The sequence below is a fragment of the Collinsella sp. i06-0019-1H4 genome, assembly GCF_042849575.1.
Classification (GTDB): Bacteria; Actinomycetota; Coriobacteriia; order Coriobacteriales; family Coriobacteriaceae; genus Collinsella.
This window is the reverse complement of record NZ_BAABYB010000001.1, coordinates 1,910,282-1,926,135: the sequence shown is the minus strand read 5'-3', so window position 1 is coordinate 1,926,135 and position 15,854 is coordinate 1,910,282. Positions and strand designations below refer to the sequence as shown.

13 protein-coding genes are annotated in these 15,854 nt (G+C 59.6%); 2 read left to right on the top strand and 11 right to left on the bottom strand.

Going from position 1 to position 15,854, the window contains the following annotated elements; genetic code table 11:
- Positions 1-169: 169 nt before the first annotated feature.
- The 11 genes from ACGHEN_RS08490 to ACGHEN_RS08440 all read right to left on the bottom strand — a co-directional run bounded on the left by ACGHEN_RS08490 (position 170) and on the right by ACGHEN_RS08440 (position 12,143).
- Positions 170-1,300, bottom strand: coding sequence for a DUF4179 domain-containing protein (locus ACGHEN_RS08490; RefSeq protein ID WP_117635373.1), 1,131 nt, complete (start codon positions 1,298-1,300; stop codon positions 170-172).
- Positions 1,281-1,841: an RNA polymerase sigma factor gene (locus ACGHEN_RS08485; RefSeq protein WP_117583099.1), complete on the bottom strand. Its 561-nt coding sequence runs from the start codon at positions 1,839-1,841 to the stop codon at positions 1,281-1,283. The genes ACGHEN_RS08490 and ACGHEN_RS08485 overlap by 20 nt, the downstream gene beginning before the upstream one ends.
- Positions 1,842-2,073: 232 nt before the next feature.
- On the bottom strand, positions 2,074-2,784 hold the full coding sequence (locus ACGHEN_RS08480) for a metallophosphoesterase (RefSeq protein WP_117639531.1): 711 nt from the start codon (positions 2,782-2,784) through the stop codon (positions 2,074-2,076).
- Positions 2,781-4,700 carry a BMP family ABC transporter substrate-binding protein gene (locus ACGHEN_RS08475; RefSeq protein WP_390398759.1) on the bottom strand — a complete coding sequence of 640 codons (1,920 nt, stop codon included), beginning with the start codon at positions 4,698-4,700 and terminating at the stop codon, positions 2,781-2,783. Before ACGHEN_RS08475 ends, ACGHEN_RS08480 begins: the two co-directional genes overlap by 4 nt.
- Positions 4,701-4,794: 94 nt before the next feature.
- Positions 4,795-5,562: a mechanosensitive ion channel family protein gene (locus ACGHEN_RS08470; RefSeq protein WP_117635370.1), complete on the bottom strand. Its 768-nt coding sequence runs from the start codon at positions 5,560-5,562 to the stop codon at positions 4,795-4,797.
- Positions 5,563-5,897: 335 nt separating this feature from the next.
- Positions 5,898-6,692: an ABC transporter ATP-binding protein gene (locus ACGHEN_RS08465; protein WP_022093887.1), complete on the bottom strand. Its 795-nt coding sequence runs from the start codon at positions 6,690-6,692 to the stop codon at positions 5,898-5,900.
- Positions 6,685-7,608: an ABC transporter permease gene (locus ACGHEN_RS08460; protein ID WP_390398755.1), complete on the bottom strand. Its 924-nt coding sequence runs from the start codon at positions 7,606-7,608 to the stop codon at positions 6,685-6,687. Before ACGHEN_RS08460 ends, ACGHEN_RS08465 begins: the two co-directional genes overlap by 8 nt.
- A gap of 204 nt (positions 7,609-7,812) precedes the next feature.
- On the bottom strand, positions 7,813-8,793 hold the full coding sequence (locus ACGHEN_RS08455) for an ABC transporter substrate-binding protein (protein ID WP_390398753.1): 981 nt from the start codon (positions 8,791-8,793) through the stop codon (positions 7,813-7,815).
- 160 nt (positions 8,794-8,953) lie between these two features.
- Positions 8,954-9,736: a hypothetical protein gene (locus ACGHEN_RS08450; protein ID WP_390398751.1), complete on the bottom strand. Its 783-nt coding sequence runs from the start codon at positions 9,734-9,736 to the stop codon at positions 8,954-8,956.
- Between the two features lie 258 nt (positions 9,737-9,994).
- A complete protein-coding gene (gene asnS, locus ACGHEN_RS08445) occupies positions 9,995-11,398 on the bottom strand; it encodes an asparagine--tRNA ligase (protein ID WP_390398749.1) in 1,404 nt (467 codons plus the stop codon).
- Positions 11,399-11,579: 181 nt separating this feature from the next.
- Positions 11,580-12,143, bottom strand: coding sequence for a PTS glucose transporter subunit IIA (locus tag ACGHEN_RS08440; protein ID WP_022093882.1), 564 nt, complete (start codon positions 12,141-12,143; stop codon positions 11,580-11,582).
- A 243-nt stretch (positions 12,144-12,386) separates the two neighbouring features.
- On the opposite strand from ACGHEN_RS08440, the gene ACGHEN_RS08435 reads away from it, so the two are divergent.
- Both ACGHEN_RS08435 and feoB read left to right on the top strand, forming a co-directional pair.
- The gene (locus tag ACGHEN_RS08435) at positions 12,387-13,289 is read left to right on the top strand and encodes an alpha/beta hydrolase (protein ID WP_390398747.1); all 903 of its coding nucleotides are present in this window, start codon (positions 12,387-12,389) and stop codon (positions 13,287-13,289) included.
- 184 nt (positions 13,290-13,473) lie between these two features.
- The gene (gene feoB, locus ACGHEN_RS08430; RefSeq protein WP_390398744.1) at positions 13,474-15,834 is read left to right on the top strand and encodes a ferrous iron transport protein B; all 2,361 of its coding nucleotides are present in this window, start codon (positions 13,474-13,476) and stop codon (positions 15,832-15,834) included.
- Positions 15,835-15,854: the final 20 nt, after the last annotated feature.

Genomic DNA, 15,854 nt, shown 5'->3' with positions numbered 1-15,854 from the left:
ACGAGTCAGCAAAACCACCACAAAGGTGCCGGTCCCCTTCGTGGTGGTTTTTAGCGCAACGAGGTGTTCCCAGCCGACCATACGGGCGGCCTTGCGCTCACGCTGCTCGATGACAGCGCATCTTTAGACGCGAAGTGCGGAACCGGGTGCATATACGAGCCGCGTAGCGTTACGAATTCATGGGAATGACCGTATCGCCAATTTGTACGCTTGCAATCTTGTCTGTGTCACAAACTTGCGAGAACGGCCAGGTCTTGTGGACATCAGTGGTGCCGTTATCCAGTTTATTTGCGAAATAGCCGCTGTGGCTGGTTGCGTCCTCAACATGACCGTCTTTGAACGTCACGATGAGGGGTATGTTGCCAACGGCATCCATAGACTCCTCCATGTTTTGAGACATCTTGCCGCTGTTGTTGTCGTGTTCGATGGAACGATCTATGTTGTAGCGGACTGAAACGCCAACGCAGGATACGGTGGCCTCTTGAATCGTCGCCTTGGTGCCGTTAAAGTTGACCGATTTGGGCGCGGGAATCGTAACGGATGTATCTTCGTAATTCAGCTGGAACTTAAGATCCCATGGGCCCGTAAGTATTTTCTTATACTCGGGAAGCTCTTTGCCAGCACGTGGCACAACGAGAGAGTTGATATGCGTGCGGACGGTCCTGCCCATAAGGCCGGGTGATTCAACGCTGAACTGTGCAAAGTATTGAATGCTGGAGTCATTGGGGTTCTTGTCAATGAGCCATGATTGGCCTTGGCCGCCATGCTCGCCATCAACGTATACGTTTCCATCGACACTTCCGGCGATAGTTCCGTTCTCGCCCGGCTCGGAAAGCTTTTTCAGGGCAGCGGGATCGTCGAACGTAAGCGTATAGGCGATGGTAACCATATCCTTGTCGCCCATGATGGCGTCGGCGGTCACGGTGACTCCGTTGTTGGAGCAGCTAGCACCGACGGGCCGGCCAATACGGTCGATGATCTCGGTTTGAGAAGCAGGTCCGTCAAAGATGTCGGAAAGCATGTCAGAAGGAAGCGGCAGGACGCCTGTTGCCATAGCCGTGCCAGCGCCTCCAATGACGATAGCGAGGACTGCCGTTACAGCGGCAATGCGAGCGACTGTTCTTACGGGATGGCGGGCGATGCGCGGCTTGCGTCGCGTGCCATTAAAGTTGCTTTGAGCGGTCGCCGCATCGCTTGAGGCGACGGACTGAGCAATCGAGTTTGCCATGTGCTGCTTCGCATTATCGGTAAACGAAATGTGCTCCAGGGCGTGGCGATAGTCATTCGAATTCGTAGTCATTGTGGTCTCCTTTCAAGGAAAGCCGAAGTGACGCACGTCCGCGGCTAAGGTGCTGGGCGGTTGCAGCTGGCGTCGCGTGAACGGCGTCTGCGATTTCCCTGATGCTCATGCCTGCGTAGTAGTGCAAAAAGATGGCGATGCGCTGTGCTTGAGGCAGGGCCGTGACAGCGGAAAGAATGGCGCAGTCGCGTTGCGCGAATTCTTGCTCGGTATGTGTTACGGGTGCGCAGAAATCGGGGAGCGAATCGAGGTCGACAACCGGGTGATTCGCGTGCGTACGGCCGATATCGCGACATGCGTTCAGTGCGACTCGGATCACCCAAGCACGTTCGTGTTCGAGCGAGTCGAACGGTTGAGTGCGTTGGAGAATCTTGATCAGCGTGTCCTGGCAGATGTCTTGAGCGTCGTCAGCGGATCCAAGGGCCGAATAGCACAATCGAAGGATGAGGTCGGAATACGTGTCGACCAAGCGCTTTGCTTCCCGCTCGATCTGATCGGCATCGCATCGGAGCGTGCTATTGCGGTTACGGCGTGCAGGCATAGTGTCACCTCCAATTGGTCGTGGTGGATATAGGGAAGGCGTCTCGCGAGGTCCCTCTACATACAACACGGTCGAGACTGCATAAGTTGACAAAAAAAGACGGCACGTGAGCGCCGTCCTTACAAAACAATGAGTGTTCTCGTTAATTACACAAGCACCGTGATGGACAGGTCGGACGAGTCAGCAAAACCACCATAAAGGTGCCTATCCCCTTCGTGGTGGTTGTTGGCAGTTACCAGGGGGTTCTGGCGGTTGAAGACTCGATTGCTTCGTGGCGTTTGAGCTCGCGGCGCATGGTTTGCGAGTTGAGCCAAGCGGCCTTCCAACCGCGCGTGGGGTAGCGCGCCTCGTCAATTTCGATCTTGGTATAGCCGCAGGCGTTGACAATCTTCGTTCCGCATGGGTGTTGGCGCTCGCGTTGAAAGTTGGGGCCGTAGCTTTGGTGCACATGCCCGTGAATCATATAGTCGGGACCCCAAGACTCAAGAGCCGCATTAAAGCACTCGAATCCTCGATGCGGCAGGTCGTCCAGGTCGCCCATGCCTGCGACGGGTGCATGGGTAAGTAGAATATCGCATCCGTCTACCAGTGCGATTTTTCGCGATAGCTTGCGCATGCGTTTTGCCATCTCGCGCTCGGTATACATGTTCGCGCCGTCGCGGTAGCGCATGGAACCGCCCAGACCCGCAATGCGAATACCTCGGTACACATATACGCTGTCCTCAACACAAATGCACCCGCCCGGTGCATGGCGCGCGTAGCGGTCGTCGTGGTTGCCACGAACGTACACAAGCGGTTTGTTGATGACAGTGACCAAAAACTCAAGATAGTCCGGATCCAGGTCGCCTGCGGATAGAATCAGGTCAACGTCCTCAAAGCGCTCCTTGCGAAAACATTCCCACAGGCAGCGCTCCTCTACATCGGCAATGGCTAGGATATTCATAGGGCACGGACCTCCGGCTCGTTATCGAGCTGCGGAATCGAGCCTATAACGTTGTCAGCCAGCCAGTTCATCTCGACAATCTGCGTACTCGGCAGGGGAGGGAAGCCCTCAATCTGAACCACGCCGTCCTGGCTATGGAGCTCGCCGCCAAAGGGGTTGATGGAGCCCTCGACGATGCCATTGCGGAGCAGCTGAACAAGCTTACGCGTCTGATAGGGCAGGCCCGGAGCGTAGCGAATGTCGATGACGCCCGAGCTCATACCATACCAGTAGTTGACGGCACGAACCTGGCTGTCGTCACTGGTCTCATCCCAGGTGCCGTGCAGCAGACTTCGCACGATAAGCTCGTAGTATCGGCCCCAGTTCCATACCGGCATGGCGATGCCGGTGACCTTGCCATCGACCAGGCGGTGGAGTCCGTAGGCCGTGGGGTCTTCGAGCGACTTTGACATGTCAGCGCCGGTCATGACGCTCACGCCCTCGCGACACATGGCTTCGGCAAGACCGCCGGCGGGAACATCTCCCCAAGTGAGGATAATCTGCGCACGAGGGTCGAGCAGCGAGGCACCGATAGCGAAGGCGTTGATTTCGCTCAGCGCGCCCGAGGCGAAGACCGACGCATGGTAGCCAATACGGTGGTTGTCGGCCATGCTGGCGGCAAGGGCGCCCAGTAGGAACTTGGCCTCGTACATCTTTCCAAAGTACGAGCGGACGCTTTGGTGGGGAAGGCCGATTGAGCAGTTAAGGAACCGCACCTGGGGATACTCGACTGACGCCCTGAGCGTGTATTCCATGAGCCGGTGTGAGGTCGAGAAGATGACGTTCGCCCCGTGCTTTACGGCTGTCTCGACGGCGGCGTAGAACACGTCCGAATCGTGGCAGTCCTCGAACGCCTCGGTGCGCACGATGCCGCCAAAGTGCTCATCAAGATACCGGCGGCCCTGGTCGTGTAGGCTGTCCCAGCTCGACGTGGCACAGGGAAACTCGTGGATAAAGGCGATTCGCATGGGATTGGCAGTGGAGTAGACGGTCTTGCTCATAAAGAAGTTGAGCACGCCCGAGGTAGCTTTTGTCGGTGCGCCCTCTTTCTCGTTGGGCTGCGGCGCTTCGACAAAATCGACTTTGTCCTCGTCGCTTTTGCCGGCAATGACAAGCTCGCGCCAAATCTTGCACAGACGGTTGACGACGATATCCGTCGGCGTATCCAGCAGACGGTCCTGGTTGTAGACGTTGAGGTAGACGAGCATGGCATCGGCAGGCGTAATGTCCAAGTGGTCGCCGCCCGCGCGAAGATAGGCGCGCTTAAAGAGCAGGAAGGTGTGACGTAGGTAGTCGACCTTCTTTTGAGGCCATTTTTCGACAAGATCTTGGCCGAGCATTTTGGCAAGCATCTCGTAGCTGCCCTCGCGCGAAAACTCAATCTCGTACAGGGGGCATACGTACCAAAAGGCGCAAAACTCACCGTACAGGCGGCTCTCGACGGAATCCCACTTACCGGGGTACAGACGCGTCACCTTGGCCGAAACCGTCGGAGCGTCAAGGAATTTGAGGACGCTGACACGCTTGTTGCCCTCTTGGACGTAAAAGCGGTGCATGAACTCGGTGACGATGATGGGGTCGCGGTAGCCCTCGGAGATTTGGATATCGTAGAGGTTGGACCATTTGCGGGCGAATTCGGTATTCCAGGGGAGCAGCGGCATAAAGTTACACGAAAAGGCGGACTGGCGACCTTTGGTAACCGTGCCGACGACCATTTCGAGCGGAATGTCCCGCAGGCCGATGTTCTCGCGCTGCCCGCAGGGAAGCTGGGCGACCAAGCTGTCGAGGTCCGTAAGATATGGATGCTCGCTTTGGCTGATGGCGCGACGGCGTCCCTGTTCGCCGCGCTTGCGCGCTTGACGATAGGCCTCTTCCATGGTGTCTACTCCCTTAGTCGTTTAAACAACGATATGAACCATGGTACCACGATGCGAAACCACCACAAAGGTGCCTGTCCCCTTTGCGGTGGTTTTAGGCGATGATGGGGGCGATGGCGCGGATGCAGGCGTCGGCTGCCGTAAAGGTGGTGCTGTCGTCACTGACGATAAAGATGATCTTACCCTTAATGCCAAAGTCGCCGATCTCGCTAAAGAGCACGTAGGGTTCCTTGTCAAAGCCCGAGATGGGTGAAACGGCGACCTTGGTGGCACAGGCGAGCTCGTCTGCCAGCGCATCGAGCGAGTCCCACTTTGACGTGTCCTTCACCGCGACGGGAACGACAACGCGTCCAAAGGGCATGAGGTGCACGAGTGTGTTCTTGGAGATGTTGGAGTTGGGGACGATGATGGTCTGTCCGCAGGCGTCCTCGATGGTCGTGTGGCGCCAAGTGATGTCCTGGACCACGCCCGACACGCCGCCGACCTCGATATTGTCGCCGGGCTTGATGATGCCCATAAAGGTCACTTGCATGCCGCCGATAAGGTTTGATAGCGTGTCCTGAAAGCCGAGCGAGATGGCGATGCCGCCGACGCCAAGAGCGGCGACGAGCGCGTTTGCGTTAATGCCAAAGCAGTTGTCGAGGATAAAGCTGCCGCCGATCATCCAAATGACGGCACGCGCGATGTTGATGAAGATGCTCGATGCGGGAAGCGGGTTGTCGTCTCGGTTGAGTAGGTGGCGCAGGGTCTTGGATGCCACCTTGGCGGCGATGGCGGTGACTATTACCAAGATGACGGCCCAGATGATGTTGTGGACCCAGCGCTGCTCAAAGAAATGAAGAATCGGTTCAAACAATTCCATGTAGGGAAAACCTCCTAATGATCATTCAACCATGATACCCACCAAAAAGCCCGTCCGATCACATCGGACGGGCCGATAACTTGAGATGGGGTGGCCGCGGTGGCGTAAGCTGGGCCGCCGGCGAGCACGCCGGCAAGGAGTGCGGCGGTCAAGCAAGACGGGGAAGGAGTCTTCTCATGGCAGTTTCCTTAGTTCTTAACCAGTGGTTCCTGCTGACGCTGGATTATCGACATGATATGCGAAAACCGTCGCAAAGGTATCTGTTCCTTTGCGGCGGTTTTGACGTTTGCGCAGATAAAACCTGCCAAAATAAACCTGTCCCTTATTGGCAGGTTTTAGCTCAGCAGCATGCGGTCGTTGGCGAGCTCGCCGCCCGAGACCTCCTCGAACTTCTGCAGCAGGTCGGCTACGGTGAGCGACTTCTTCTCGTCGCCGGCCACGTCGTAGATCACATGGCCCTCGTGCATCATGATCAGACGGTTGCCCAGACGGATGGCGTCATTCATGTTGTGCGTAACCATGAGCGTGGTCAGATGGTTTTCGTCGACAATCTCCTCGGTCAGGTTGAGCACCTTAGAGGCCGTCTTGGGGTCGAGGGCCGCCGTGTGCTCGTCGAGCAGCAGCAGGCGCGGCTTGGTGAGCGTGGCCATCAGCAGGGTGAGTGCCTGGCGCTGGCCGCCCGAGAGCAGGCCGACCTTGGCGTTGAGACGCGTGTCCAGACCGAGGTCCAGGCGCTTGAGCAGTTCAACGTACTCGTCCTTCTCGGCCTTGGTGACGCCCCACGAAAGACCGCGACGCTGGCCGCGGCGCTTGGCGAGGGCCAGGTTTTCGGCAATTTGCATGTCGGCTGCGGTGCCGCGCATGGGGTCCTGGAACACACGGCCCAGGTACTTGGCGCGCTGCGACTCGCTCAGGCGCGAGATGTCGGTGCCGTCGAGCTCAATAACGCCCGAATCGAGCGGGTACACGCCGGCGATCATGTTGAGCAGCGTGGACTTGCCGGCGCCGTTGCCGCCAATCACGGTTACAAAGTCGCCGTCGTTAAGGGTGAGGTCGACGCCGGTGAGCGCGCGCTTCTCGGTGACGGTGCCCTTGTTAAAGGTCTTCTTGACGTGTGAGAGCTTAAGCATCTGCCTCATCCCCCTTCGTGTAGGAGCTGCGGAGCTTATAGCGCTCCCAAACCACGGGCACGCACAGGGCCACGGTGACGATCACAGCGGAAAGCAGCTTCATGTCGTTGGCGTCCATGCCCAACTGCAGCACGATGGCGCGGATGAGGAAGTACACCACGGAGCCAAAGACGGCGGAGGCAAGACGGACGCTAAACTGCGTGAGGCCGCCGGGCAGCAGGCGGCCGAGCACCTCGCCGATAACAATGGCGGCAAGACCGATAACGATGGCACCGGTGCCCATGCCAATGTCGGCGTACTTCTGGCTCTGGCAGATGAGCGCGCCCGAAAGGCCGATGAGGGCGTTGGAGAGCACGAGGGCGATCATCTTGGTGGAGTTGGTGTTGACGCCCAGAGCGCGAATCATGTACTCGTTGTTGCCGGTGGCGCGAAGCGCCGAGCCGATCTCGGTGCCAAAGAACCAATACAGGATGGCAACGATAGCCACAGCGAGCAAGATGCCCAGGATGATGGCGACGGTGGACTGCGGCAGGCCCGTCATGTTGCTGACAGACGAGAAGATAGTGCCCTTGGCAAGGATGGGCGTATTGGATTTGCCCATGATGCGCAGGTTGATGGACCACAGGCTGATCTGGGTGAGGATTCCGGCGAGGATCGCGGGAATCTCAAAGACCGTGGTCAAAATGCCCGTGACCGCGCCCGCGATGGCGCCGGCGCACATGCCGGCCAGCACGGCGAGCAGCGGGTCGACGTTGTTATTGACGATGAGTACGGCGCAGACGCAGCCGCCGAGGGCAAAGCTGCCGTCGCAGGTCATATCGGGGATGTCGAGCAGGCGGAACGTGATAAACACGCCAAGCACCATAATGCCCCAGAGGACGCCCTGCGAAATGGCGCCCTGCAATGCAATGAGCATGCTTCATACCTCCTAGGATAGGGTGGACACGTGAGTCACCATGATAGCGGTAACAATGTATGAAAGAGCTGCGGTCGGATGTTTTGTCTCATCCGTAACAAGCAGGGCGGACGTCGGTCTACGACGTCCGCCCACGTGGCTCAGATATTGAATAACGCGGCTATGGCGCGAGCGCGGGCTCTAGATGCATTGCCGCGCATGACGCTACGCGTCCAGAGCGGAGAGGTCGATGCCCAGGGCCTCGGCCATCTCGTCGTTCTTGACGACGACCAGGTCCTTGCTCGAGAGGTGTTTGATCGGCATGTCCTCGGGCTTAGCCTCACCCTTCAGGATCTTGACGGCCATCTCGCCCGCGGCGTAGCCCAGATCCTCGTAGTTGATGGAGAGGGTGAACAGGCCGCCAGCCATGCACATACCCTCCTCGCCGGTCACGTAGGGAAGCTTGTTCTCCTTGCAAATCTGGCCGACCTGCGAGGCGCCCGCGGCGATGGTGTTGTCAGTGGGGGAGTACAGCGCGTCGACCTTGCCCACGGCAGATTCGACGACGGACTGGATCTCGTTGGAGCTCGAGACGGTAAAGTCGGTGTACTCCAGGTCCAGCTTGTCGAGCTCTTTCTTGGCGGCCTTGATCTGGACGTCGGAGTTGGACTCGGCGGTGCAGTAGAGCAAGCCGACCTTTTTAACGTCGGGCAGGACCTTCTGCATCATCTCGAGCTGCTCGGCGACCGGGGTGAGGTCGGAGGCGCCAGTGACGTTGGTGCCGGGCTTATCGTTGTCCTGGACCAGGCCCGAGGCGGCGTAGTCGGTGATGGCGCAACCCACGATGGGGATATCGGCGGTGGCGCCAGCGGCGGCCTGCGCGGCGGGCGTAGCGATGGCATAGATCAGGTCGACGCCATCGCCCACGAACTTGTCGGCGATGGACTTACACGTGGACTGGTCGTTCTGGGCGTTCTTCTGATCGATCTTGACCTTTAGACCGCTCTTCTTGATGGCCTTGACGAAGCCGTCGTTGGCGGCGTCGAGTGCGGAGTGCTCGGTGAGCTGCAGAATGCCGACGGTGTAGTCGGAACCGGCGGCAGCAGAGCCGGAACCAGAGTTGCCGCCGCATCCGGCGAGCGGAGCGAGCGCGAGCAGGCCGGCAGAGACCAGAAGGCTCCTGCGGCTGATGGTGATGTCCTTCATATCGTTACCCCCAGTATAGAAATGGCTGGAAACACTGCACTCAAGCAAAGTGCAAGTGGAACTATAGTAGCGCGGATGTCCATTTTTACAATAACCTGGCGGGTTTTTTAATACAGAACCGGATGGGCGGTACGGGTAGTCGAATGGACGGCGGAGGTTCTTATGCGGCGGAGGCGTCGTCCTCCTCCAGGGCGGCGAAGAGCTTCTTGCCGTCGAGGAGACGCGTGGTGACGTTTCTCATCCGGCCAATCTCTACGGTACGCAGCGTGTCATCGGCGCCTCGGGCGTCATAGACCGTTCCCAGCAAATACGAGATGCCGTCTCGTTGCTTGATGGCAAAGGGGCGGAGTGTCATCCGTGCTACTTCGGTTTCGCCACGTGTCGTGACGCTCGAAATATCAAAACTCACCGTGGTTCCGTGGTCGATGGCCTGCTCGATGAGCTCGCAGGTGTCGATGCGCTTGACGGGCGTGCGCGTGGCCTTGGTGGATTTGCCACCGGCGCTTGGAGCAGGCTCGGGTGCATCGAGGTAGCCGCGAACGTCGGCACTCGCCATGGCGACCAAGTGCTGAGCCATGCTTTTTCGAATGGCAATGGGCGTAGAGCGGTTGCGCATGACCATGCCGTGGAGCCGGATGATCTCTTCGTCGGTGAGCGGACGGGTCAAGAGCCGATACCCCACGCCGCGTTTGTACTCAATTTCGTATCCGGCATGGCGAAGCGCGGAGATGGCAGTGTAGATGCTGCGCCGCGCCGCCGAGATGGGCATGCGGGCGGGGTCGTCGGGATGGGCGAGGCGCCGGATCAGCTCATCGGAAAGCATGGCCTTGTCTTCGCCGGTGTTTTCGCCCAAGAGCTGCAGGATGCGAACGGCGCGATAGGCTGCCATCGAGGCGGCGCCTCTCGTCGTGGTGTCGTAGGTTTCAACAGCGGCTTCGGTCATCGTGCCCACGTCCTTTCCGTTTTGGGTGGCGACGGTATGGAGCCTAGGACGCGGGGCTTTCCCAGGGGCGCAGGGCGCTCTGGGCGGTCGGTAGTCGTCGGCAAACGGCGGGTCGAGTTTTCAACAGCCCTGCTCAACTGACCAAAAACTTGCCAAAAGCTTGACGGATGCTGTTGAAAAAAGCGTCTCTCGACCGATGTCGAGAGACGCTTGTGCGATGAGCGTTGGCGTGTGGCGACGCGAGCTAACGTCCGACGATTAGAAGTCGGCGTTGCCCACGGTGCGCGGGTGCGGCAGGACGTCGCGGATGTTGCCCACGCCGGTCAGATACATGACCAAGCGCTCGAAGCCCAGACCGTAGCCGGCGTGCTTGCAGGAACCGTAGCGGCGCAGGTCAAGGTAGTACTTGTACTGCTCGGGATTCATGCCCAGGTCCTTGATGCGGGCCTCGAGCAGATCCAGGCGCTCCTCGCGCTGGGAGCCGCCGATAATCTCGCCGATACCCGGCACCAGGCAGTCGGCGGCGGCGACGGTCTTACCGTCGTCGTTCATGCGCATGTAGAAGGCCTTGATCTCTGCCGGGTAGTCGGTCACGAAGGTCGGGCGCTTAAAGTGCTCCTCGGTCAGGAAACGCTCGTGCTCGGTTTGCAGGTCGATGCCCCAGCTCACGGGGTAGTCAAACTTGTGGCCGGCGGCGACGGCCTGTTCCAGGATTTCGACGGCCTCGGTATAGGTGACGCGGGCAAAGTCGGAGTTGGCGACATGGTCCAGGCGCTCGATCAGGCCCTTGTCCACAAACTTGTTGAGCATGTTGAGCTCGTCGGGACAGGTGGCCATAACGTCCTTAAGGACGTACTTGAGCATGGCCTCGGCGTTATCCATGTAGTCGTTCAGATCGGCAAAGGCCATCTCGGGCTCGATCATCCAAAACTCGGCGGCATGGCGCGTGGTGTTGGAGTTCTCGGCGCGGAAGGTGGGGCCAAAGGTGTACACGTCGCCAAAGGCCATGGCAAAGTTCTCGGCATTGAGCTGACCGGACACGGTGAGGCTCGCGTGCTTGCCAAAGAAGTCCTGGCTCCAGTCGACCTCGCCGGACTCGGTGAGGGGCGGATTTTTGGGGTCGAGCGTGGTCACGCGGAACATCTCGCCGGCGCCCTCGCAGTCACTCGTGGTGATGATAGGGGTGTTGACGTAGACAAAGCCCTGCTCCTGGAAGAAGCGGTGGATGGCGGCAGCCGCGACAGAGCGGATGCGGAACACGGCGCGGAACAGGTTGGTGCGCGGGCGCAGGTGCTGCTGGGTGCGCAGGAACTCGACGGTTGCACGCTTCTTCTGCAGCGGGTAATCCGGGGCGCTCGTGCCCTCGACCTCGATGGAAGTGGCAGAAAGCTCGAAAGGCTGGGGCGCATCGGGGGTCAGCTTGACGGTGCCGGTGCAGATGAGTGCGGCCGAGACGTTTTGATGGGCGATCTCGTCGTAGTTGTCGAGTGCCTCGCGGTTCATGACGACCTGCAGGTCGCGGAAGCAGCTGCCGTCGTTGAGCGTAACAAAGCCAAAGTTCTTCATGTCGCGGACGGACTTGACCCAGCCGGCGACGGTGACGGTCTGGCCGCCGAGCGACTCGGCATCGGCATAGAGCTGCGCGATTTTGGTGCGGTTCACGTATCCTCCCATAACGGTTGAATGATAGTTATCCATACAGTTCGATATTCTAGCAGCTCGGCTCATTTGGGCTATACAGATAAGGCATTGGCGGGATGGTTTTTCAAACGAAAAGCGCCCGCGGCCAAATGGTCGCGGGCGCTTGACGAGGTGTCTTTTGGCTGTGTGGCGCGGGGCCTGGCTACTTGGTCTTGGCTACCAGCAGCGGGTCGCCCAGCTTGACGAGCGGGTTGCCGCCGATAAGCGTTCCAGACTCGCCGACATGGTCGATGCTCTTAAGGCGATCGAGCTCGGAGACGATGACGGTCACGATGTCCTCGTGGCCAGCGGCCTTAATGGCCTCGCGGTCGAAGCTGATGAGCGGCTGGCCTGCCTTGACCACATCGCCCATCTCGACAAAGCGGGCAAAACCCTTGCCGTTCATTTCCACGGTGCCCAGGCCAACATGGATGAACACGCGAAGACCGTCCTCGGTGATCATGCCAATGGAGTGGTTGGTGACGGTGGTGGCGCCGATGCGGCCGTTGGCGGGCGCATAGATGGTGCCGGTAATGGGCTCGATGCCATAGCCCTGGCCAAGCATGCCCGAGGCGATCGTCTCGTCGGGAACCTCGTCCAGGTTGACGAGCACGCCATTGACGGGGGCATAGATGACGCCTTCGCGGGTGGCGAAGCTTGCTGCGGGCGGAACGGACGCCTCGCCGGTCGAGGTGAAGGTGGACTTAAGCGAATCGAGCAGACCCATAGTTGCCTCCAACTTAAATAGGCGCATATCGCGCGTTTGGTTTGCCGGAAACGTTTCGCATGTGTTTCGCGGCTTGGTCAACGCCCCTATTTTACGCTGCTCAACGATACCTCTGAACTGGGATTATGTGATATATCAGTTGAAGGGAAACTTATTGTCGGAGTGTTTCTGCGCCACGGGTTCAAGTGGGGTACGCTTGAAGGCGAAAAACAAGGGCACATAATTTGCGCGAAGGGAGCACATATGATTGTCGAGAACCATGCCCTGTGGGGCGAGGAGCCGACCGAGGAATATCCGGCGACGTTTACGTATTTGGGTGCCGAGCCGCTGCCCGATAAACCGAATGGTCGCCGCCCTGCCGTGATTATCTGTGGCGGAGGTGCGTTTACGCATATCGCTCCGCATGAGCAGGATCCCGTGGCTTTTGCGTTTTTGGATCACGGCCACCAGGCCTTTGTGCTCAACTATGTCACGAGTTCTACGGGTGACGTGAGCTTTCCGCACCCCCAGGCAGATCTTGCCAAGATGGTCGCCACGGTGCGCGCCAACGCCGACGAGTGGCATGTCGATCCTAAGCGCGTGTGCGTCGTGGGATTCTCGGCGGGCGGTATGATCTGCGCCTCGCTGGCAACACAGTGGAAGACCGGCCCCTTCGCGGCACTTGCCGGGGCGCGTCCGGACGACATTCGTCCCGATGCCGTGGTGCTGGGCTATCCGCTGCTCGACTTTGCCTATGTGCGCGACATGCAGACGCGCGACCCGCGCATCGACCTGCGCGTGCCAAAGACGGGCGGCAAGACGGGGCGCGATTTGCTCAACGACTATTTGTCGATGGTGACGGGTGGCGAGGCGACTGACGAGCATCTGGCCGACATCTGCCCCACCACGCATGTTTCGCGTCAGATGCCGCCGACCTTTGTGTGGGGCGTGTCCGACGACAAGACGGCGCCGATCGCGCAGGTCTATCCGTTTGCGCAGCGCATGGCCGAGGAGGGCGTCGCTTGCGAGATGCACGTCTTTGACCAGGGCGGTCACGGCCTTTCGCTCGGCAACGCCAACACCGCGGTCGACAACGAGGACAAGCAGGTGGCAGTCCGTCCCTGGATCCGCCTGGCCTTCCGCTTCCTGGAGCGCCACGGGTTTTAGTTACGGCGTTTTACCAAACCGCGTAACCACTTGACGCTGCGAGCCCGCCAGGGCGGCAATCTGTTAATTGAACGTCACTATGTGTTCGCGCTATCATGCGTGGTTAAATGGTTAGCCATGGCAAACGGTTAGCCAAGATAAACAAAATGCAACGCCCTGTGGGCGCCGGGGGAGGAACGCGGACGTGAGGCTCGATACACTCGAGATTGGAAAGGATGCCGTTGTCGCATCGGTGGCATCGGACGATCAGGCACTCCGACAGCATATTTTGGACATGGGCCTAACGCCGGGCACCGAAGTCACCATGATGAAGTACGCCCCTATGGGCGACCCGCTCGAGATTCGCCTGCGTGGCTATGAGTTGACGCTGCGCAAGGACGATGCCGCTCGCATCGAGCTCGTGGGCATTCACGACACCGATACGGGTCCGCGCGCTAACGCCGCAATCGGCACGACGGAGCATCCGGCCCTGGGCGAGGGGACGTATTCGCCCCGCGCGGCAAAGACGGCCGTGCCCGAGGGCGCACCGCTGCATTTTGCCCTCGCCGGCAACCAAAACTGCGGCAAGACCACGCTGTTCAACCAGCTGACGGGCTCCAACCAGCATGTCGGTAACTTTCCTGGCGTGACGGTCGACCGCAAAGATGGCACCATCCGCAACCACCCCGAGGCAAGCGTTACCGACCTGCCCGGCATTTATTCTCTGTCGCCGTACACGGGCGAGGAGATCGTAAGCCGCCAGTTTATCCTGGATGAGCACCCCGACGCCATCATCGATATCATCGACGCCACCAACATCGAGCGTAACCTGTACCTGACACTGCAGCTTATGGAGCTCGATCGACCCATGGTCATCGCGCTCAACATGATGGACGAGGTGACGGCCAACGGCGGCGCCGTGGACGTCAACCTGCTCGAGAGCCTGCTGGGCGTGCCTGTTGTTCCCATTAGTGCTGCCCGCAACGAGGGCATTGGCGAGTTGGTGGATCATGCCTTGCACGTGGCGCGGTTCCGCGAGCGCCCCGGTCGCCTGGACTTCTGCGCGCCCGATGGTCCGGACGGCGGCGCGCTGCATCGCTGCATTCACGGCATCGCCAACCTTATCGAGGACCATGCCGCGACGGCGCACATTCCCGTGCGTTTTGCGGCGACCAAGCTGGTTGAGGGCGACGAGCTGGTGACCGAGGCGCTTCACCTGGATCGCAACGAGCTCGACGCCATCGAACACATCATTACCCAGATGGAGGGCGAGGCCGGCACCGACCGCCTGTCCGCGCTGGCCGACATGCGCTTTAGCTTTATCGGCGACGTGTGCGGGCGCTGCGTCGTCAAGCCGCACGAGAGCCGCGAGCACGTGCGCTCCGTCAAGATCGACCGCATCCTGACAGGTCGTTACACAGCCATTCCGGCGTTTCTGGTGATCATGGGCCTTGTCTTTTGGCTGACGTTTGGCGTGATCGGCGCGGCGTTGCAGGGACTTATGGAGGACGGCATTGCTGCCATCATCGCCTCGGCCGATGCGGGTCTCAAAGCGTTCGGCACCAACGACGTGGTGCGCTCGTTGGCTGTCGACGGCGTGCTTACGGGCGTGGGCAGCGTGCTGACCTTCCTGCCGATTATCGTCGTGCTCTTCTTGTTCCTCTCCATTCTGGAAGACTCCGGCTACATGGCGCGCGTGGCCTTTGTCATGGATAAGGTATTGCGTCGCTTTGGTCTGTCGGGCCGCAGCTTCGTGCCCATGCTCGTCGGTTTTGGCTGCACCGTGCCGGCTATCATGTCGACCCGTACGCTCCCATCCGAGCACGACCGCAAGATGACGGTCATGCTCACGCCGTTCATGAGTTGTTCGGCCAAGTTGCCGGTCTACGGTCTGCTGTGCGGAGCGTTTTTCCCGCAGGCGACAGTTCCCGCCATGGTTTCGCTCTATCTGATCGGCATCGTGGTCGGCTGCATTGCCGCCCTGGTGCTCAACCGCACGGCATTTAAGGGCGACCCGGTGCCGTTTATCATGGAGCTCCCCAATTACCGCCTGCCGAGCGTCAAGACGACGGTGATGCTGGCATGGGATAAGGCCAAAGACTTTATTACCAAAGCCTTTACCATTATCTTTGCTGCTACCGTGGTCATCTGGTTCCTTCAGACGTTCGACATTCGCTTTAATGTGGTCGCCGATCAGTCGCAGAGTCTACTTGCCGGTTTGGGTAGCATTATCGCGCCGGTGTTGGCCCCGCTCGGTTTTGGCGACTGGCGCGCCTCGACGGCACTCGTCACGGGACTCATTGCCAAGGAGAGCGTCATCTCGACGCTCACGGTGCTTTTGGGCGCAACCTCTCCCGTGGCACTGTCAGCCATGTTTTCGCCGTTTACCGCCTACGTGTTCTTGGTCTTTACGCTGCTGTACCCGCCGTGCGTGGCGTCCATCGGCGCCGTCAAGAGCGAGCTGGGCGCGCGCTATGCCGTTGCCGTGTTCGCGTTTCAGGTGACGGTCGCCTGGATCGTGGCGTTTGTCGTGCATTCGGCAGGTATATTGCTGGGGTTGGCTTAGTTATTTATTGACGGCGCAAC

Bases quoted from the DNA above. Each gene is read 5' to 3' on its own strand.
- ACGHEN_RS08455 (WP_390398753.1), bottom strand. From the start codon at position 8,793: ATGAAGGACATCACCATCAGCCGCAGGAGCCTTCTGGTCTCTGCCGGC.
- ACGHEN_RS08465 (WP_022093887.1), bottom strand. From the start codon at position 6,692: ATGCTTAAGCTCTCACACGTCAAGAAGACCTTTAACAAGGGCACCGTC.
- ACGHEN_RS08475 (WP_390398759.1), bottom strand. From the start codon at position 4,700: ATGGAAGAGGCCTATCGTCAAGCGCGCAAGCGCGGCGAACAGGGACGC.
- ACGHEN_RS08470 (WP_117635370.1), bottom strand. From the start codon at position 5,562: ATGGAATTGTTTGAACCGATTCTTCATTTCTTTGAGCAGCGCTGGGTC.
- ACGHEN_RS08440 (WP_022093882.1), bottom strand. From the start codon at position 12,143: ATGGGTCTGCTCGATTCGCTTAAGTCCACCTTCACCTCGACCGGCGAG.
- ACGHEN_RS08480 (WP_117639531.1), bottom strand. From the start codon at position 2,784: ATGAATATCCTAGCCATTGCCGATGTAGAGGAGCGCTGCCTGTGGGAA.
- ACGHEN_RS08450 (WP_390398751.1), bottom strand. From the start codon at position 9,736: ATGACCGAAGCCGCTGTTGAAACCTACGACACCACGACGAGAGGCGCC.
- ACGHEN_RS08435 (WP_390398747.1), top strand. From the start codon at position 12,387: ATGATTGTCGAGAACCATGCCCTGTGGGGCGAGGAGCCGACCGAGGAA.
- ACGHEN_RS08490 (WP_117635373.1), bottom strand. From the start codon at position 1,300: ATGACTACGAATTCGAATGACTATCGCCACGCCCTGGAGCACATTTCG.
- ACGHEN_RS08460 (WP_390398755.1), bottom strand. From the start codon at position 7,608: ATGCTCATTGCATTGCAGGGCGCCATTTCGCAGGGCGTCCTCTGGGGC.
- ACGHEN_RS08485 (WP_117583099.1), bottom strand. From the start codon at position 1,841: ATGCCTGCACGCCGTAACCGCAATAGCACGCTCCGATGCGATGCCGAT.